The 19274-nt window shown below is 59.8% G+C and carries 13 protein-coding genes; 6 read left to right on the top strand and 7 right to left on the bottom strand.

Features of this window, described 5'->3' with window-relative positions:
* Positions 1–33 precede the first annotated feature (33 nt).
* On the top strand, positions 34–729 hold the full coding sequence (locus tag ACM110_RS05445) for a pirin family protein (RefSeq protein WP_416126928.1): 696 nt from the start codon (positions 34–36) through the stop codon (positions 727–729).
* A gap of 116 nt (positions 730–845) precedes the next feature.
* On the opposite strand, the gene pgm is transcribed toward ACM110_RS05445, so the two are convergent.
* From pgm to ACM110_RS05425, 4 genes are all read right to left on the bottom strand, one after another.
* Positions 846–2492 carry a phosphoglucomutase (alpha-D-glucose-1,6-bisphosphate-dependent) gene (pgm, locus tag ACM110_RS05440; RefSeq protein WP_416126927.1) on the bottom strand — a complete coding sequence of 549 codons (1647 nt, stop codon included), beginning with the start codon at positions 2490–2492 and terminating at the stop codon, positions 846–848.
* Between the two features lie 125 nt (positions 2493–2617).
* Entirely contained in the window at positions 2618–4018 is a 1401-nt protein-coding gene (locus ACM110_RS05435; protein WP_416126926.1) for a PLP-dependent aminotransferase family protein, read from the bottom strand.
* 19 nt (positions 4019–4037) lie between these two features.
* Entirely contained in the window at positions 4038–5522 is a 1485-nt protein-coding gene (locus ACM110_RS05430; protein WP_416126925.1) for a hypothetical protein, read from the bottom strand.
* Positions 5523–6085: 563 nt separating this feature from the next.
* Complete coding sequence (locus ACM110_RS05425) at positions 6086–7108, bottom strand: zinc-dependent alcohol dehydrogenase family protein (RefSeq protein ID WP_416126924.1); 1023 nt, start codon at positions 7106–7108, stop codon at positions 6086–6088.
* A 269-nt stretch (positions 7109–7377) separates the two neighbouring features.
* On the opposite strand from ACM110_RS05425, the gene ACM110_RS05420 reads away from it, so the two are divergent.
* The 4 genes from ACM110_RS05420 to ACM110_RS05405 all read left to right on the top strand — a co-directional run bounded on the left by ACM110_RS05420 (position 7378) and on the right by ACM110_RS05405 (position 14471).
* Entirely contained in the window at positions 7378–8295 is a 918-nt protein-coding gene (locus tag ACM110_RS05420) for a LysR family transcriptional regulator (RefSeq protein WP_338580821.1), read from the top strand.
* Between the two features lie 306 nt (positions 8296–8601).
* On the top strand, positions 8602–9855 hold the full coding sequence (gene mexE / locus ACM110_RS05415; protein ID WP_416126923.1) for a multidrug efflux RND transporter periplasmic adaptor subunit MexE: 1254 nt from the start codon (positions 8602–8604) through the stop codon (positions 9853–9855).
* A gap of 15 nt (positions 9856–9870) precedes the next feature.
* Positions 9871–13050 (top strand): efflux RND transporter permease subunit, encoded by a 3180-nt coding sequence (locus ACM110_RS05410; RefSeq protein WP_416126922.1) that lies wholly within the window; start codon positions 9871–9873, stop codon positions 13048–13050.
* Entirely contained in the window at positions 13050–14471 is a 1422-nt protein-coding gene (locus tag ACM110_RS05405) for an efflux transporter outer membrane subunit (protein WP_416126921.1), read from the top strand. Before ACM110_RS05410 ends, ACM110_RS05405 begins: the two co-directional genes overlap by 1 nt.
* A 211-nt stretch (positions 14472–14682) precedes the next feature.
* On the opposite strand, the gene ACM110_RS05400 is transcribed toward ACM110_RS05405, so the two are convergent.
* From ACM110_RS05400 to ACM110_RS05390, 3 genes are read right to left on the bottom strand one after another with little or no spacing between them, the layout of a single operon-like run.
* Entirely contained in the window at positions 14683–15648 is a 966-nt protein-coding gene (locus ACM110_RS05400; protein WP_416126920.1) for a biotin/lipoyl-binding protein, read from the bottom strand.
* 4 nt (positions 15649–15652) lie between these two features.
* Positions 15653–15853 carry a DUF1656 domain-containing protein gene (locus ACM110_RS05395; protein ID WP_416126919.1) on the bottom strand — a complete coding sequence of 67 codons (201 nt, stop codon included), beginning with the start codon at positions 15851–15853 and terminating at the stop codon, positions 15653–15655.
* Positions 15843–17990: an FUSC family protein gene (locus ACM110_RS05390; RefSeq protein ID WP_416126918.1), complete on the bottom strand. Its 2148-nt coding sequence runs from the start codon at positions 17988–17990 to the stop codon at positions 15843–15845. The genes ACM110_RS05395 and ACM110_RS05390 overlap by 11 nt, the downstream gene beginning before the upstream one ends.
* A 138-nt stretch (positions 17991–18128) precedes the next feature.
* Between ACM110_RS05390 and ACM110_RS05385 the strand changes: the two genes are divergently transcribed.
* Positions 18129–19184, top strand: a complete 1056-nt coding sequence (locus ACM110_RS05385) for a tetratricopeptide repeat protein (protein WP_416126917.1) — start codon at positions 18129–18131, stop codon at positions 19182–19184.
* The last annotated feature ends 90 nt before the right edge of the window (positions 19185–19274 follow it).

The raw sequence follows: 19274 nt of genomic DNA, 5'->3' as shown, positions 1-19274 counted from the left end.
CCGCCCCATGACGAACCTTTTCAGGAGACGATCATGCTTGAACTCAGACCTTTCAACTCGCTCGGCGGCGCACACCACGGCTGGTTGGATGCCCATCACCATTTTTCGTTCGCCGAGTACCACGATCCCAAGCGCATGAACTGGGGCAACCTGCGGGTGTGGAACGACGATGTGATCGCCCCCGGCACCGGTTTCCCGCAGCACCCGCACCGGGACATGGAAATCATCACTTACGTGCGTGAAGGTGCGATCACCCACCAGGACAACCTTGGCAACAAGGGCCGCACCGAGGCGGGTGACGTTCAGGTCATGAGCGCCGGCACCGGTATTGCTCACAGCGAATACAACCTGGAAGCGACGCCAACCAAGATCTTCCAGATCTGGATCATCCCCAATGAATCCGGCCTGGCACCGTCCTGGGGCGCCAAGCCGTTCCCGAAGGGTGACCGCGAAGGTTTCGTGACCCTGGCGAGCGGCAAGGAAGGCGACGATCAAAGCCTGCGCATTCGTGCCGATGCACGGCTGGTCGCGGCGAATCTGAAGGCTGGCGAGTCCGCCGAGTATCACTTGGACAACGGTCGCCGCGCTTATCTGGTTCCGGCTACAGGCGTCATTGAACTCAATGGCTTGCGCGCACAAGCTCGAGACGGCATTGCAGTTGCCGATGAGCAGGTGTTACGAGTGACGGCGATTGAGGACAGTGAAATCGTTTTGGTGGATCTGGCTTGATCCGATAGTTTTCGGGCAAAAAAAGGGGCGACCGGTAATGGTCGCCCCTTTTTATTCAGCGGTGTTTTGACTGACGCCATCGCGGGCAAGCTCGCTCCCACAGGGTTACGCGAAACTCACTTCCCGGAAATAGCACCATCCACCAACGTCTGAGCCTCTGCCACCAATTGCTTGAGGTGGTCATCACTCACGAAGCTTTCGGCATAGATCTTGTAGATATCCTCAGTGCCCGACGGACGTGCCGCAAACCAGCCGTTCTCGGTCATGACCTTCAGGCCGCCAATGGCCTGGTCGTTGCCCGGTGCGTGGCTGAGGATGCTCTGGATGGCTTCGCCGGCCAGTTCGGTCGAAGTGACCTGCGCCGGCGACAATTTGCTGAGTAGCGCTTTCTGTTCCGGGTTGGCCTTGGCGTCGACCCGAACGGAGAACGGTTCGCCCAGTTCGTCGGTCAGGGCACGATAGGCCTGGCTTGGGTCACGACCGGTGCGGGCAGTCATTTCAGCGGCCAGCAGCGCCGGAATCAAACCGTCCTTGTCGGTACTCCAGACGCCGCCGTCCTTGCGCAGGAACGAAGCGCCGGCGCTTTCTTCACCGCCAAAGCCCAAAGAACCGTCGAACAAGCCATCGGCAAACCACTTGAAGCCGACCGGCACTTCGTACAGGCGACGACCCAGGCGCTTGGCCACGCGATCGATCAGGCCGCTGCTGACCACGGTTTTACCCACGGCAGCATCGGCGCGCCACTGCGGACGGTTCTGGAACAGGTAATCGATGGACACCGCGAGGTAGTTGTTCGGGGCCAGCAGGCCACCGGACGGGGTCACGATGCCATGGCGGTCGTGGTCAGGGTCGCAGGCAAACGCTACGTCGAAACGCTCTTTGAGGCCGATCAGGCCCTGCATGGCGTGAGTGGACGACGGGTCCATGCGAATCTGGCCATCCCAGTCGACGGTCATGAAACGGAAGGTCGGATCGACCTCTTTGTTCACCACGTCCAGGTCGAGGCGGTAATGCTCGGCAATCGCCGACCAGTAGCGCACCCCTGCTCCGCCCAGTGGATCGACACCCAGACGCAGCTTGGCGTCACGAATGGCGTCGAAGTCGATCACGTTGATCAGGTCGGCGACGTAGGTGTTCACATAATCGTGACGATGGGTGGTGCTGGCCTTCAGCGCCTGCTCGTAGCTGATGCGCTTGACGCCGGCGAGCTTGTTGCCCAACAGTTCGTTGGCCTTGGCTTCGATCCACTTGGTGATGTGGGTATCGGCTGGGCCACCGTTGGTAGGGTTGTACTTGTAGCCACCGCTTTGCGGCGGGTTGTGCGACGGGGTGATGACGACGCCGTCCGCCAGGCCCGAGGTGCGGCCGCGGTTGTAGCAGAGAATCGCGTGGGAAATCGCCGGGGTTGGCGTGTACTCGTCGCCTTCGGCAATCATCACCGTCACGCCGTTGGCCGCCAGCACTTCCAGGGCGCTGGCGCCGGCCGGCGTGGACAGCGCATGGGTATCGATGCCGACGAACAACGGGCCATCGATTCCCTGGGCTTCGCGATAAAGGCAGATCGCCTGGCTGATCGCCAGAACGTGCCATTCATTGAAACTCAAGTCGAAGGAGCTGCCTCGGTGCCCGGACGTGCCGAAGGCCACGCGTTGGGTGGAGATGGCGGCATCTGGCTGGCCGGTGTAGTACGCCGTTACCAGTCGCGGGATGTCGACCAACAATTCTGCCGGTGCCGGTTTACCCGCAAAATGACTGAGTGTCATGCAAAACCTCTGGAATAGAGTGGTTCAGGAATTGGAACGCAGTTTACTGGCAGTTTGACCGCAGCGCGACGTTATCGATCCCGGCTGAACTCACGCTCAATGTTATAAATCCCCGGCCGCCCTCCTCAGTCGATAGACGCCCTGCGCAATGCGTCCCCCAACAGACCCAGCGCGGAGGCGAGATCGTGGTCACTGCCGACGCTGTGGCTCAAGCGCAGATGTTGCGTGTGCAATCCCTGAAGACTGAACAGCTCTCCCGGCGCGATCACCACCTGTTGCTTGAGCAGACGCTGAAATACCTCACGTACATCAACCCGCGGCAATGTGCGCATCCAGACCGTTGCGCCACCTTCGGGCTCGACGAATTGCAGGGCATCACCCAGCCGCTCGCACAGTAATTGGGTCATTTGCTCCTTGCTGTCCTTGAGCCTGCGCCGCAGCAATTGCAAGTGCTGGTCGATGCGTCCGTTGCTGTACAGCCGGGCAAGGGCCTTCTGGCGAATCGGTGACAGGCGAAAGGCGCGCAATAGAAAGTGCCGCTGCCATTCGACGGCAAAATGCCGCGAAAGCAAGTAACCGTAGGGCGCTTCCGGCCCGACGATTTTCTCGAACGTTGAAAACACGATCAGGCGTTCGGGTGCCAGCAGATCACGAAACCGCAGGCCTTCGGATTCAAAAGCTAGTTCACCGTAACAGTCGTTTTCCAAGAGCCAGCAGTCATACCGTTCCAGCAACTGCGCGATGGCTCGCCGGTTTTCCTCCGGCGGCTGACTGCCGCGGGGCATGTTCAGTCCGGATGAAACCATCACCAGGCGCACTGGCTCGGTTTCAAGCAATTCCTTGAGGTGCTCGCGATCAAGGCTGCCATCGGCCCGGAGCGGCCATTCGATCACCCGCACACCCGCCGTCTGAAGCAGGCGCAAAATCCCCCAGTCGCAAGGTGATTCGATCACCACCGTGGCGTCCTTAAGGTCCAACACAGCGATCAGTATTTCCAGCACCCCACGAAGGTCTGCGCCGATGTACACATCATCGGCGTGCCAGCAACGCACCGGCGAGGTGGTGTAGCGTGCGGCCAGCGCCATACGCAGCTCCAGTTCGCCACAAGGTTGCGAGTTCGGTTGCGGTTGGCGCGGATACTGGCGCAGCAACTCTCTTTCCAGCAGTAACAGCGGGCTGTCGATCGGCTGCAACAATGCAGGCTCATCGCCACTGAGGACCAGCATGCCTGGGCGGCGAGCGTTGACATAGACGCTTTCGAGCAAATCGTTGCCACTGTAGAGCGTATTGATGGCGGGAGCCGGCGGCGCGTAGTAACCGGATTTGGCCACCGAATACACCCGCCCTTCTTTCTCCAGCAGCGAGTAAGCGTACTGAATGGTCGAGATCGACACGTTCAGACGCTCGGCCAATTCACGCAACGAAGGCAGGCGCACCCGCGTATGGCTGACGGTTTCACCGATCAGGCCGGTGAGGTAACGGTAAACGGCCTGGTAGGCGAAATCCGTTTCGCGAGGACGTTTCATGGCAAGCAACCGTGCACGGTTAACGACCTGCTGACCATTCACCCGCCACCGAGATTTCATCATCCGCCGCTTCGGTGCCCAGGTCCGGTTCGTCAGTTGCCGGCTCCAGCGCCCTGCCCTGACTCATAGGCACCGGGCCGAGATTATAGAGCTTGCCAATCAGACTGACCGGCAACCCACTGACGTCGACCATCCATTGCATGATCTGGTCCGCGACCGGTTTCCCCTGCATGGCTCGGTGCAAATCCGGCATGGCTACCAGCATGCCGGGATGGCACTGGCGCAGAAAACGTTCAAGGTTCGCAGCGTTGTCACTGAACGGGGCGAACAACAGGCATACCAGTTGAGCCTCGGTCAGGCCAAGACTGTGTTGCGCCTCGGTTGCCGTGCGTGTGCGCAATTGCGCCAGTGTCGCCGGGTTGCCGAACACCTCCTCCGCCTGCTCGCACAAGCGCTCCGGCAGTTGCTTGCGGCGCATCATCACCAGGGCCCGTTGCAGGTATTCGGCGACGCCCGCCTCGTAGCTGCGACCCTGCACGAAACAGGCTTGCAGTCCTCGCAGGTGTGCCGAAACCGAGAGACTGACGTACTCGTTATCACTGAGCTGCGCGGCCAATTCGTCTGCCTGGAATCCGAGAAACTCGGTAAGCAGCGGCCAACGCTCTTCCAGGTTACTGACCAACATGTCGTGGATGTCGATCAGCGTCGAGCGACGACAGGTTTCGAACTGTTCGGCCGGGCGCCACGACGCCAGGCCATCCTCGGCGTAACACCGCCGGAAGTCTTCGCGACCCAGTTCGTCCAGCAAGCTGAATAGCCCGGCGTAGCCTGGCTCATGGCGGTTCGAAGGGTGAAATCCTGCCTTGTCGGCCGCTCGTTTCAATCCCTCCATGAACAGTTTCTGCTGGCGCGGAGTGTCACTGATGACCAAGGCATCGACGCCATGGTTCCAGCGTGCGATTTGCCCGTAGAACTCACCGGTGGCCAGATAGGCGTCATCCCACAGGTGCAGCGGTCCGTCGCAATCACGGCGATGGCCCAGCATCAGCAGATTTGTCCGATTGGCTTCGCTGCCGGCTGGGGAAATCGGTGCGGCATGGTCGAACGGCAGGACTTCCCGGTTATCGACCATCAGAACTTCAACCCGTGGATCGTCGTAGAGAAACAACGCGCTGCAGGTGCGATGGATGTTTTCCAGCGCTGTCGGGTTGCTGCCGTTCAAACGCAAGGTCGCCACCCGCAACTGGAACGTTGCCGGCGCGCGGCTGGCGATCGTCAGTTGGGCGGCGCGCAGCAGCGCCAGGGTGTAGCAACTGTCACGGGAGCCCGACTGGATCGCCAGCACCTTGTAATCGCCTATGCGCTCCATGCCTCCGGCTGCAACGCCCAGGCGTTGCATCAACAACTGCAATGCCGTGCGTTCGGCTCGGGAAAAGAAACCCACCAATCGTTGCAGTATTTGTTGATAAACGTAGTTCATCGCTTGGTCATGGATGTTGGTCATCTTAATTTACCTGATGCTTATAAGCTCGATATTGCGCAAACAACTGCGCACACAGCGCAGGGAATGGCCTGAACAAGATTTGAAGTTGAACGTTATTGCCGAATGCTAGCACTTAAGTTTTCAAGCCGACATTCTGGCGGCTGGGCGGCGCCGAAGGCGGCGCACGCTTGACGCAGGCTGGAAGCCCCGCGCTGAAGGGTTTGCAGCGGGTTGCTCTCGACATCCTAGGAAATGTCCGACAACGTCCCACAGACGTTTAATACATAAAATAAAGAAAGAACTAGCGCGCGATAGTTTGGCAATCGTGTAAGAGCGCGCTACTTTTTGAGTATGTATCCCCGCAGCGCATCGAAAAGTATCGAACTGATACCCGTCCATGACTCATTCCTTGAGATGAAAGTAATCATCCAATTATCAGTGCTTAGTTGCTGATTAGAAGATACAGATCGAGAGCAAAAACCAGTTCAGTTGCTGAACGGTCCCATCGACAATTCGATGGGATGTCTCATGTAGGAAAGTGCTGAAAGCAAAAGAGTCCGTGGGTACGGACTCTTTGAGGGGGGTTACGCCGGTTCGACCTGCAGGGCGACCCTTTCGCGGCATGGGCATTCGTCCATGTAGCGGTGGGCTTCGACAAACTCGGTAAAAGGAAACACCCGAGTCTTGAGCGGCAGCAGCACGCGGTCAGCGGTCAGCTGGTTGATGTCGCGCAAGGCACGTTGCAGTGCAACCTGGTCCTGGATGATGCCCAGTTCCGGCTTGCCGGTGAAGTTACCGATGCAGTGCACGAAGAACTGAATATTTTTCTGGAATGCTGCACAGGCCGGGAATGGCGTCTGGTTGCCGCCTTGCAGGCCGTACAGGACCAGGCTGCCACGCGGTGCCAGCACGTCGCCCAACAGCGACATCTGCGGGCCGCCCAGACCATCGAACACCACGTCCACGCCGCGATTGTCGGTGATCTTGTTGATCCGCATCAGCAGATCTTCTTCCTCGGTGACAATCACTTTCTCGGCACCCAGCGACAGCAGGTACTCACGTTCGTCCGCTGACTTGGTCGCGGCAATCACCCGTACACCCAAGGCCTTGCCCAGTTGCACAAACGAGGGGCCGGCGCAGTGGCTGGCGTCAGTGACCAAGGCAAATTGCCCGGGTTTGACCCGTGCCAGATCGGCGTAGCCGAAATAAGCGATCAACAGCGGCGTGTAATGCACGCTGGCCTCAATCGGGCTGAGTACATCCGGGTAACGGGTCAGCGACGAGCGCGGCAGCACAATCAACTCGCCATACACCGGATAATCGTTCGGGCTTTGAGCCGGAAAACTGGCGACCTTGTCACCTATCGCCAGGTCATCGACACCCTCGCCGACCGCCGTGACGACACCGGCCATTTCCTGACCAAGGCCGGATGGCAGTTGAGCGCGGGACGACGCCAGGTTTTGACGCCAGAGCGTGTCATACCAGCTGATGCCAATGGCTTCGACGCGCACCTGCACTTCACCCGGTGCAGGCAGAGCGGCCGCATGCTCTTCGCATTTGAGCACCTCGGCTGGACCAAACTTGTGAAAACGGATCGTGCGGGACATCGCAAACCTCGCCAAATGAACCTCTAATGCCATGAACTCTAGCTGGGCTTTCAACCCAACACTATCAGTGGCTATTAATAGTCGACATGCCTGTCATTGATTCCGCATGAGCGGCAACGTCGTCAAATGTCGTAAGAAACCAAAGCAGCCTTTGTAGGAAAACTGAATTACTCGGTGCAGAGTACCAGCCTTTCCCCGTAATATTCCTGCTGGCCATTGTTCTCATATGGCCGCTCACGTCAAGTTTGCTGACTCTGCCAGGACTCCAGATGAATCGTAATGACCTGCGGCGTGTCGACCTGAACCTGTTGATCGTATTCGAAACCCTGATGCATGAACGCAGCGTGACCCGCGCTGCGGAGAAGCTGTTCCTCGGCCAGCCGGCCATCAGCGCGGCGCTCTCGCGCCTGCGCGGGCTGTTCGATGACCCGCTGTTTGTACGCACTGGCCGCAGCATGGAGCCGTCCGCGCGAGCCGTGGAAATCTTCGCCCTGCTCTCCCCGGCACTGGATTCGATTTCCACTGCCGTCAGTCGGGCGGCCGAATTCGACCCGGCCACCAGCACCGCGGTGTTCCGTATCGGGCTGTCGGACGACGTTGAATTCGCCCTGCTGCCGATGCTGCTCAAGCGTCTGCGCGCAGAATCCCCGGGGATCGTGCTGGTGGTGCGGCGGGTCAACTACATCCTGATGCCGGGATTGCTGGCGTCCGGCGAAATCTCCATCGGCGTCAGTTACACCACCGATCTGCCGGCAAACGCCAAGCGCAAAGTCTTGCGCCGCAGCTCGCCGAAGCTATTGCGCGCCGACACCGTGCCGGGACCATTGAGTCTGGATGACTTCTGCGCACGTCCCCATGCGCTGGTGTCATTCGCTGGCGATTTGAGCGGCTTTATAGATGAAGAGCTGGAAAAGCTCGGACGCAAACGCCACGTGGTGCTCGCCGTGCCGCAGTTCAACGGACTGAGCACGCTGCTGAGCGGCACCGACATCGTCGCCACCGTGCCGGACTACACAGCTGAGGCGCTGACGGCGGCTGGTGGGGTGCGAGCGGAGGATCCACCGATGCCGGTGCAAAGCTTTGAATTGCACATGGCGTGGCGCGGGTCACAGGACAATGATCCGGGTGAGCGTTGGTTGCGGTCGCGGATTCAGATGTTCTTTGGGGATCCGGATAGCCTGGCCTGACAAATGCGTGAAGGCTACTGGCGCTATCGCGGGCAAGCCTTGCTCCTACAGGATCACACTGAGCAAAGTAGGAGCAAGGCTTGCCCGCGATGGCTTCACCTCGATTTCGAGCCTGATTAATGCTTTTTCAGCAAGACAGAATTGCCCTCGACCCAATTGATAGGCCACTAACCAAAGGTGCATGCTAGAGGGCTGAATCGGGTCTTATATCATTCCGAATGATAGTTACCTTCGCCTCATTCGATTCGTGCGATACCCACCCGCCGAGCATCATTCGCCAATCTCAACACATTGGCGGATGCATCCATGGAACAGTCACTCAAACATTTGCGCTTCCCGTTGGCCATGTTGGCCGTACTGGTGATGAGCGCCTGCGGCAAGGCCCCGGAAACTGCCGCCACGATGCCGGCAGCGAAAGTCAGCGTGGCCAAGGTGCTGGAGCAACCGGTCAACGAGTGGGACGAATTCACCGGGCGGCTTGAAGCGCCGGAAACCGTTGAAATTCGTCCACGGGTCTCCGGCCAGATCGACGAAGTCGCCTTCACTGAAGGCGCACTGGTCAAGAAAGGCGACCTGCTGTTCCAGATCGACCCGCGTCCATTCCAGGCTGAGGTCCGCCGCCTCGAAGCGCTGGTAGCCCAGGCTCGCGCCAATGCCACTCGCAGCGAAAACGAAGCCCAGCGCGGTGAGCGCCTGCGCACCAGCAACGCGATTTCCGCCGAATTGGCTGACTCGCGGACCAGCGCATCGCAAGAAGCTCGCGCTGCTGTCGGCGCCCTGCAAGCGCAACTGGACCTGGCCAAGCTGAACCTGAGTTTTACCCGCGTCACCTCGCCAATCAGCGGTCGCGTCAGCCGTGCGGAAATCACCGCCGGCAACCTGGTCACCGCCGATACCACCCCGCTGACCAGCGTGGTCTCCACCGACAAGGTCTACGCCTACTTCGACGCTGACGAGCGTGTGTTCCTCAAGTACACCCAGCTCGCTCGCCAAGGCAAACGCGGCGCCACCACCCCGGTTTACATGGGCCTGTCCAACGAAGACGGCAACCCGCACCAGGGCGTGATGAACTTCGTCGACAACCAGGTCAACCCGAAAACCGGCACCATCCGCGGTCGCGCCGTGTTCGACAACAGCGACGGCAGCTACACCCCGGGCCTGTACGCACGCTTGAAACTGGTGGGCAGCGGCACTTACAACGCCATGTTGATCAATGACGAAGCCGTCGGCACTGACCTGGGCAAAAAATTCGTGCTGGTCATGGATGCCGACAACAACACCGCGTACCGCGCGGTCGAGTTGGGTCCGAAAATCGAAGGTCTGCGCATCGTGCGCAACGGCCTGAACAAGGACGACACCATCATCGTCAAGGGGCTGCAACGGGTGCGTCCAGGCTCGCCAGTCACCCCTGAAGTGATCCCGATGGCCAGCGAACAAACCCTCGCGGCCCTTGCACAACAACGACAAGCGCTGGAAGCCAGCAACCTGCCACAAGTCGCGCCTGCCAAGGTTGCGCCGGGCACGGCTGTGAAACTGGCTGCAGCGACCCCACGCGGTTAAGGGATAACGACTCCGATGAATTTTTCCCAATTCTTCATTTCACGGCCGATCTTCGCAGCGGTGCTGTCGCTGCTGATCCTCATCGCCGGCGCGATCTCGCTGTTCCAGTTGCCGATCAGCGAATACCCGGAAGTGGTGCCGCCGACCGTTGTGGTCCGCGCCAACTTTCCGGGTGCCAACCCTAAAGTCATCGGTGAAACCGTGGCCGCTCCGCTGGAGCAAGCGATCACCGGCGTCGAGAACATGCTGTACATGTCCTCGCAGTCGACCGCTGACGGCAAGATCACCCTGACCATCACCTTCGCGCTGGGCACTGACCTGGACAACGCGCAGGTGCAGGTGCAGAACCGCGTGACCCGGACCGAGCCGAAACTTCCCGAGGAAGTGACGCGCATCGGTATCACCGTGGACAAGGCATCGCCCGACCTGACGATGGTCGTGCACTTGACCTCGCCGGACAAACGCTACGACATGCTTTACCTGTCCAACTACGCAATCCTGAACATCAAGGATGAGTTGGCGCGGCTGGGTGGTGTCGGTGACGTGCAACTGTTCGGTATGGGCGATTACTCGCTGCGTGTGTGGCTCGATCCGAACAAGACGGCGTCGCGCAACCTGACCGCCAATGATGTGGTCACCGCAATTCGTGAACAGAACCGCCAGGTGGCTGCCGGTGCCTTGGGTGCGCCCCCTGCCCCGAATGCCCAAAGCTTCCAGCTGTCGGTCAACACTCAGGGCCGTCTGGTCAACGAGGAAGAGTTCGAGAACATCATCATTCGCTCCGGCGACAACGGTGAAATCACTCGCCTCAAAGACATCGCTCGCGTTGAACTGGGTTCCAGTCAATACGCCCTGCGTTCCCTGCTGAACAACCAACCCGCCGTAGCGATCCCGATCTTCCAGCGTCCGGGTTCCAACGCCATCGAAATCTCCAACGAAGTGCGGTCGAAAATGGCCGAGCTGAAGAAGAGTTTCCCCGAAGGCATGGATTTCAGCATCGTCTATGACCCGACAATCTTCGTGCGCGGCTCCATCGAGGCGGTGGTTCACACCCTCTTCGAAGCCCTGATTCTCGTGGTGCTGGTGGTGATCCTGTTCCTGCAAACCTGGCGCGCCTCGATCATCCCGTTGGTGGCGGTGCCGGTATCGTTGATCGGTACGTTTGCGGTGATGCACTTGTTCGGCTTCTCACTCAACGCCCTGTCGCTGTTCGGATTGGTACTGGCGATCGGTATCGTGGTCGACGATGCGATCGTGGTGGTGGAGAACGTCGAGCGCAACATCGAGCTCGGACTGACGCCGGTCGAAGCGACCAAAAAAGCCATGGGCGAAGTAACCGGCCCGATCATCGCCACGGCGTTGGTGCTGTGTGCGGTGTTCGTTCCGGCAGCGTTCATCTCCGGTCTGACGGGGCAGTTCTACAAGCAGTTCGCCTTGACCATTGCGATTTCGACGGTGATCTCGGCCTTCAACTCGCTGACTCTGTCGCCTGCACTGGCTGCGGTATTGCTCAAGGGCCACGACGCGCCGAAGGACCGTTTCTCCAGGATTCTGGACAAGCTGTTTGGCGGCTGGTTGTTCCGTCCGTTCAACCGCTTCTTCGAGAAAGCCAGCCACGGTTATGTCGGTACTGTTGCCCGTGTGATTCGCTCAAGCGGTATCGCCCTGCTGCTGTACGCCGGCCTGATGGTCCTGACCTTCTTCGGTTTCTCCAGCACCCCGACCGGTTTCGTACCCGGCCAGGACAAGCAATATCTGGTCGCCTTCGCGCAATTACCGGACGCAGCGAGCCTGGACCGTACCGAAGACGTGATCAAGCGCATGTCCGACCTGGCCTTGAAACAGCCTGGCGTGGAAAGTGCGGTGGCCTTCCCTGGCCTGTCAATCAACGGTTTCACCAACAGCCCGAACGCCGGCATCGTGTTCGTGACCCTGAAACCGTTCGACGAGCGTAAAGACCCGAGCATGTCCGCCGGTGCAATTGCCGGCGCCTTGAACGGCCAGTTCGCCGGGATTCAGGAAGCCTACATGGCGATCTTCCCGCCACCGCCGGTACAAGGCCTGGGCACCATTGGTGGTTTCCGCCTGCAAATCGAAGACCGGGGCAACCTGGGCTACGAGGAGCTGTACAAAGAAACCATGAACATCATCAACAAAAGCCACAACGTGCCGGAACTGGCAGGCCTGTTCACCAGCTACACCGTGAACGTGCCGCAGGTCGATGCCGCTATCGATCGTGAAAAAGCCAAGACCCACGGCGTGGCCGTCAGCGACATCTTCGACACCCTGCAGATTTACCTGGGTTCGCTGTATGCCAACGACTTCAACCGCTTCGGTCGTACCTATCAGGTCAACGTTCAGGCTGAGCAACAGTTCCGCCTCGAGTCCGACCAGATCGGTCAGCTGAAAGTGCGTAACAACAAAGGCGAGATGATTCCGCTGGCGACCTTCATCAAGGTCAGCGACACCTCGGGCCCGGACCGCGTGATGCACTACAACGGCTTCATTACCGCTGAAATCAACGGTGCCGCAGCCCCCGGCTACAGCTCCGGCCAGGCCGAAAAAGCCATCGAGAAACTGCTCAAGGAAGAACTTCCGAACGGCATGACCTACGAATGGACCGACCTGACCTACCAGCAGATTCTGTCCGGCAACACCGCGCTGTTCGTGTTCCCGCTCTGCGTGTTGCTGGCGTTCCTGGTGCTCGCCGCTCAGTACGAAAGCTGGAGCCTGCCACTGGCGGTAATCCTGATCGTACCGATGACCCTGCTGTCGGCCATTACCGGCGTGATTGCCTCCGGTGGCGACAACAACATCTTCACCCAGATCGGATTGATCGTACTGGTGGGGCTTGCCTGTAAGAACGCGATTCTGATCGTCGAGTTTGCCAAGGATAAACAACTGGAAGGCATGAACCCGCTGGCGGCGGTACTCGAAGCTTGCCGTTTGCGTCTGCGGCCGATCCTGATGACCTCCTTCGCGTTCATCATGGGTGTGGTGCCACTGGTGTTCTCCAGCGGTGCCGGTGCCGAGATGCGTCATGCGATGGGTGTGGCGGTGTTCTCCGGGATGCTCGGCGTGACCTTCTTCGGTCTGTTGCTGACGCCGGTGTTCTACGTACTGATCCGTAACTTTGTCGAGCGCGGCGAGAAGCGCAAAGCTGCCAAGGCCACCCTGAAGCTGGAGTCGCATTGATGAGTTTGAAAGCTTTCCTGCCGAGCCTGCTGGTACTGGCGCTGAGCGCCTGTGCCGTCGGCCCGGACTACAAGACCCAAACCCTTGAACCGGCCAACATCACCACCGCAACCGATGGTGCGGCCGGTCAGAAGAACTTTGATCGCTCGCGTTTCGAAGGCATTTGGTGGCAGCAATTCGAAGACCCGACCCTCAACCAGTTGGTGACCGAATCGCTCAAGGGCAACCGTGATTTGCGCGTCGCCTTCGCCCGCTGGAAAGCGGCACGGGCGATCCGCGATGACGTCAGCAATGACGCCATGCCGACCATCACCAGCCGCGTCAGCAGTGATTTGGGCAAGGGCCAGATTCCCGGCCAGACCACCGACCGGGTCAATAGCGAACGCTACGACCTTGGACTGGACATGGCATGGGAGATCGACCTGTTTGGCCGCATCCAGCGTAATCTGGAGTCGGCAAACGCTGAACAGCAAGCGTTCGAGGCCGATCTGTACCAGCTGCAAGTCACCATGATTGCAGAATTGGTGGACGCCTACGGTCAATTGCGCGGTGCGCAACTGCGGGAAAAAATCGCCCTGGCCAACCTGGAGAACCAGCAGGAGTCACGCAAGATCACCATCAGCCTGCGTGATGCCGGCGTCGGTGATCAGCTCGATGTGGAGCGCGCCGATGCGCGTCTGGCCTCGGTCGAAGCCAGCGTGCCGCAATTGCAGGCCGAGCAGGTTCGGCAGAAAAACCGCATCGCCACGTTGCTGGGTGAGCGTCCGGACAAGTTGACCGTGGACCTGAGCCCGAAAGACTTGCCGGCGATTGCCAAGGCCCTGCCGATTGGTAATCCGGGTGAACTGCTGCAACGTCGTCCGGACATCCTCAGCGCTGAACGTCAACTGGCTTCGGCCACAGCGCGTATCGGTGTGGCCAAGGCGGATCTGTTCCCGCGCGTCAGCCTCAGCGGCTTCCTTGGTTTCACCGCCGGGCGTGGTTCGCAGATCGGTTCCTCGGCGGCCAACGCTTGGGCGCTCGGCCCGAGCATCACTTGGGCAGCATTCGACTTAGGCAGCGTGCGTGCCCGTTTGCGTGGCGCCGATGCCGATGCTGAAGGCGCCCTCGCGACCTACGAGCAGCAAGTGTTGCTGGCGCTGGAAGAATCGGAAAACGCCTTCAGCGACTACGGCAAACGCCAGCAGCGACTGATTTCGCTGATTCGTCAGAGCGAGTCGAGCCGTTCCGCTGCCGATCTCGCCGAGATCCGCTACCGCGAAGGCACTGCCGATTTCCTGGTGTTGCTGGATGCTCAGCGTGAACGTCTGGCGGCTGAAGATACCCAGGCCCAGGCCGAAGTCGATCTGTATCGCGGCATCGTCGCGATCTACAAGGCCCTCGGTGGCGGCTGGCAGCCGGAGACGGTCGCCAGCAAATAACACGATTTTCTAAAGAGCTCCTTTGGTTGGCCGCAACCAACCAATTTTTTTGCCCCGCGTATCATTCGGTCGCGGGGCTTTTTTTGCATTTTTTCTGGCAAACAACACAGATCCCTGTAGGAGCTGAGCTTGCTCGCGATGACGGCCGTGTATTCAACATTGATAGTGGCTGACATGACGCTATCGCGAGCAAGCTCAGCTCCTACAGGGGTTAGCGGTGGTCTTCAGAATTGTGGCCTTCCTGCACGGTCACCGTCGCCGTCGTCCCCGCACGCAATTTGTCCTTGCCCGCATAATCTTCATCGATCTTGATCCGCACCGGCACCCGCTGCGCCAGTTTGACCCAGGTGTAGCTGGGGTTGATGTTGGCGAGCAAACGTCCGCCCGGCAGGTTTTCCCGGTCGGCGATGGCGAAGGCGATGCTTTGCACGGTGCCGCCAAAACGCTCGCCACTCATCAACTCGATGTCGACGCGGTCGCCCTCGCCGATTCGCGGCAGTTTGGTTTCCTCGAAGTAGCCGCTGACATAAAACGAATCGCTGTCCACCAACGCCACCAGCGGACCGCCCGCAGTCGCGTAGTCACCCTGACGGGTTAACAGGTTGGTGACGTATCCGGTAACCGGCGATACGACGTGCGTACGCTGCAAGTCGAGCTCAGATTGGGTCAATGCCGCCATCGCCAACTGCACGTTGGCCTGGGCTAACACCAGATTCGCCTGATTACGCAGTAAATCAGCCTGGGCTACCGACACATCGGTATTGGCTTTTTCCCACTCTTCGCCGGAAATCGCCGAACGTGCCTTCAGCGTGCGCCGACGTTGTTCCTCGCTCTGACGTTGTTTGAGCAAGGCTTCGCTGGCGGTAATGGTCGCCTGAGCCTGCCCAAGGGAGGCTTTCGCCACCTCGACGGCACGTTTGGAATGCTCCACCGCCAGCGTGTAGCGCGCCGGATCGATCTCCAGCAGCGCGTCGCCCTTGTTCACGTGTTGATTGTCCTGCACGGCCAGGCTGACGATTCTCCCGGAAACATCGGCGGACAAGGTCACCACATCGGCACGCACCCGCGCATCCCGGGTCCAGGGCGCACGGGTGTAATGCTCCCAGGCAAACCAGCCAAGCACAAACGCCAGCATGACCACGGCCAATGTCGAGAGGTGGGCGAGGATCTTCTTCAAGGCATCAGGCTCCCATCAGCAGAATCAGCGTTGCGCACACGCAGGCGTACAGCGCGCCTTCGAACAAGGCTTCATGCCAGACGAACCGCAGCACACCAAGGCGCCGGAGGGTCCAGTCCAGCACCAAAAAAATCGGCAGGCCCAGCAGCAGTGCCTGGGCAATCGGCGGCAGGTAGACACCGCCTATTTCCAGATCAATGGGCAAGTGTGGGTTCTCCTTGGGGTTCTGCGGTTTCGAAATGGCGGCGATGCCGTTCCAGGAATGACACCACGATCAACAGCGCCACGCGCATGCGAAAGACTGACCACAGATGTTCATGGACGCTGGAATGCAGCGTGTCGAGTTCATCGCCCAGGGTATGCAGGTTTTCAAGCACCCGATCGACCTCGATATTGGGCCGACCGGCGACCAGTCGCCCGGTATCCCGAACGGTGGTCGCCAACCGTTCTTGCGTTTGTTGACTCAGCAGCGCATTACCCTGCGCTTGCTGCCTGAGCTGGTTCAAAGCGATGCCCAGCGCCATGCAACCGAGGCTGACTTCGAACAGGTCGCGCGCGGACTTGTCCTGGATGGCGGGCAACAGGCCGATCATCATGGTCAGGCGGTCGACCATGCGACTCTCGAAGGCAAACTGGTTGTCGTCGGTGGGCGGGGTTTTCAGCAAGGCGTTGACCTGTTCGCAATTCTCTTGGTACAGCCGACGCATACGCAGCACCGGCCTGAACGGGAAGATCAACGCGTAGACGCTCAACGCCAGCGTGGCGGCGCAGACATAAGCGCCGGCAAATTCGAACCATTGGATCGCAGAGTTCTGCCCCAGCCCGGTATTTTGGGGGCCCAGCAACAAAAACGTGGTCAACCCCAGACCGATCCCCGTCCCCGTAGTGGGCGGGCTGGACAACCCTACTGCGACGGCATACAGCAATGGCACCAACAACAAGGCCAGCATCTCGAAACTGCTGATCATCGGCACCAGCGCAAATTGCAGCACCGCCGACACCACCAGCGCCAAGCCCAATCCGCGGGCATAACTCTGCACAGCCAGCAACGGCCGGGGAAACGTCGCCATCAGCGAGCAAAGAATCCCCGTTACAACCATCCCGCCCCGGGCACCGTCCCAACCGGTTTCGATCCAGATCAGGCCCGCCACCATCAGTGCGCAGTAGGCACGGATGGCATTCATCGTTGCCAGGGTGAAATCCAGGTGCAGCGGGTTGCTTTGGCCGCGATAGACACTGCTGGCCCCGCGCCCGCTCTGAATCACATCGCTTAACTCGAGAATCGTCTCAAGCTGCTGCAGCATGCGCGCCTGTTCCCAGCGCAATGACCAGGACAGCGAGCGCAAGGTAGCCTTCAAGGGCTCAACCAGTTGTTCCGAACGGTAGGCCAGTGCATCGAAACGCTGCTGCAACAGCGAAAACTGCCGTCGCTGCTCGGCCGGTAGCGCACGTCCCTGGCGCGCCAGCTCATCGAGAAAGACCAGTTCTTCGCTGAGCAACAGCCGAATCTCTTCAGGTATCTCGCCTTCCCAGCGCGCCAGCAACAGCTCACGCTGATGGCGCAACGCAGTGAGCCGCGCCGTCAGCAGCACCAGTTGATTGCCGAGCAATTGCACTAGGTCGTCGGCACTGCGCAAACGTGGCGCGTCGTAATACAGGTGGCGGCGCACCCCTTCCAGTGCGCTGATCTGCCCCAGCAGCTGCATTTGTCGACGATGGAAGTCTTCTTCGCTTTCCTCGGTTCGGATGACAGCACTGGCATGCGTCGCCAGCAGTTTGATCACCTGATCGATCCGGGCGAAATAATCCTTGGCCACGGCCTCCGGGCGCGCGGTCAGCAGGCTGACGACGCAGACGCACGCCACCGCCAGTAGCGTCTCGGTCAACCGGGTCACGGCCAGCAAAAAGGTGCCGTCCTGATCAGGAACCGCCAGCAACCCGACCACCACCGCCGTATAACCGCTTAGCACGAACGCCTGGGAACTGGTATAGCGCAACAAGGTGCCACCGGCGGTACACAGTGCCAGCCACAACGACAAGGTAATCAGGAACGGCACCGGCGCCTGAGGAAAAATGGCCATGATCATCACGGCCACGGCCGCGCCCACGGTGGTGCCGATGACCTGACCAAAACTGCGGGCCAGGACCATGCCACCCAACGGCTGGCTGATGATGACCACCGCCATGATCGACCATTTGGGTTGCTCAAGATCAAACACAAACGCCAGGTACAGGGTCAACAGGCCGGCCGCAATGGTTCGCAAGGCAAACAGCAACACCCCGGGGCCGGGGTGGATGATTGCCTTGAAGTATTGCAGCAACGCTTGCATGGGGCTGCTCATGGATGGGTCTTTCAGCAAGCGTAGTCACAGCTTCGGGGTCTCGACAGGTTTCACATCAAGCCAGTCAACGTTTGACTCACAGCCCCACCTGACCGAAGCTGACCGCTTTGCCAAAGCTTGCCAGCTCCCGGATTCTGCATGCCCAAGTCCCGCCGCAACCTGCTCATCAGCCTGTCTATTCTGTTTGCCATCGGCCTTGCGTGGGCATTCCTGCGCAGCACGACCCCCGTGGTGCCGGAGGCGATCAAGCGAGGTTACAGCGAAGCGCTGGAGGCGGCACGCAACGGGCAGCCGGGGGCCGCTCGGGTGCTTTACCAACAATTGGCGCGCCCGGATATTTCGCCCAAGCGTCGCGTCTGGCTGCATGCCGAGTTGCCCAATTACCCCAGTTCCGTCGCCCTGAAACTGGCGGATGCCGACTTGCAGCATGAGTCGCCCGATGTGCGCATTGCCGCGATCAAAAGTATCAGCGGCCTGGTACCCAGCGGTCAGCGCAGCCTCTTGCTGGGGCCGCTGCTCGATGACAGCGACCAGAACGTACGCTTTGCTGCGGTCAACGCATTGCTGGGGTTGTCGCCGGATGATCTTGGCTTGTATTTCGGGCCGTTGGAGCAAGCCATCGATGCCTGGCAGCAAGTGCTGAAAAATGCACCGCCAAGTGCTCAAAGCGAATATCAGCTCGCCCGCCTGTATCTGCACAATGCCGAATACAAGGAAGCCCAGCAGGCTCTGGATAACACCTTGCGCTTAGCGCCCGACAACCTGCCGGCATTGGTGATGCAGATCGAAGTGCTGGACAAACTGGGCCAGAACGACGCGGCCCGGCAACTATTAGCCAAACAACTCAAGGCGCAGCCTGACTCAGCCTATTTGCAACACGCCCTGGGACTCTGGTTGCTGCATCACGACCAAAGCGAATTCGCCTTGCTGGGCCTTTCGAAAGCCGTAGAACTGGACCCGGACAACAAGGATTACCGCTATGACCTGGCAACCACGCTGCATGACGAGCAGGAACTCGAAGCGGCGCAGAAGCAGTTGCAGGAAATCGTCCAGCGCCACCCAAACGATCGCCGGGCGCGGGTGCTGCTGATCAATTACTGGAAGGAAAGCGGCCAGTTGCAGAACGTGCAGATTCTGTTGGCCCAACTCGAACAGCTCAATCCTGACGACCCTGCCTTGCAGCAGGGCCTGTAAAAGCAAAGATCGCAGCCTTCGGCAGCTCCTACAGGTTGATCAAGTTTCTCTGTAGGAGCTGCCGAAGGCTGCGATCTTTTGCTTTGGTTC

It is taken from the genome of Pseudomonas sp. NFX98 (assembly GCF_047784845.1).
Classification (GTDB): Bacteria; Pseudomonadota; Gammaproteobacteria; order Pseudomonadales; family Pseudomonadaceae; genus Aquipseudomonas.
Note: the sequence above shows the minus strand (reverse complement) of the source record. Positions and strands in the feature narration are given on the sequence as shown.

Excerpts from the sequence above, each read along its gene's own strand:
- ACM110_RS05445 (WP_416126928.1), top strand. The coding sequence starts at position 34 with ATGCTTGAACTCAGACCTTTCAACTCGCTCGGCGGCGCACACCACGGC.
- pgm (WP_416126927.1), bottom strand. The coding sequence starts at position 2,492 with ATGACACTCAGTCATTTTGCGGGTAAACCGGCACCGGCAGAATTGTTG.
- ACM110_RS05435 (WP_416126926.1), bottom strand. The coding sequence starts at position 4,018 with ATGAAACGTCCTCGCGAAACGGATTTCGCCTACCAGGCCGTTTACCGT.
- ACM110_RS05430 (WP_416126925.1), bottom strand. The coding sequence starts at position 5,522 with ATGACCAACATCCATGACCAAGCGATGAACTACGTTTATCAACAAATA.
- ACM110_RS05425 (WP_416126924.1), bottom strand. The coding sequence starts at position 7,108 with ATGTCCCGCACGATCCGTTTTCACAAGTTTGGTCCAGCCGAGGTGCTC.
- ACM110_RS05420 (WP_338580821.1), top strand. The coding sequence starts at position 7,378 with ATGAATCGTAATGACCTGCGGCGTGTCGACCTGAACCTGTTGATCGTA.
- mexE (WP_416126923.1), top strand. The coding sequence starts at position 8,602 with ATGGAACAGTCACTCAAACATTTGCGCTTCCCGTTGGCCATGTTGGCC.
- ACM110_RS05410 (WP_416126922.1), top strand. The coding sequence starts at position 9,871 with ATGAATTTTTCCCAATTCTTCATTTCACGGCCGATCTTCGCAGCGGTG.
- ACM110_RS05405 (WP_416126921.1), top strand. The coding sequence starts at position 13,050 with ATGAGTTTGAAAGCTTTCCTGCCGAGCCTGCTGGTACTGGCGCTGAGC.
- ACM110_RS05390 (WP_416126918.1), bottom strand. The coding sequence starts at position 17,990 with ATGAGCAGCCCCATGCAAGCGTTGCTGCAATACTTCAAGGCAATCATC.
- ACM110_RS05385 (WP_416126917.1), top strand. The coding sequence starts at position 18,129 with ATGCCCAAGTCCCGCCGCAACCTGCTCATCAGCCTGTCTATTCTGTTT.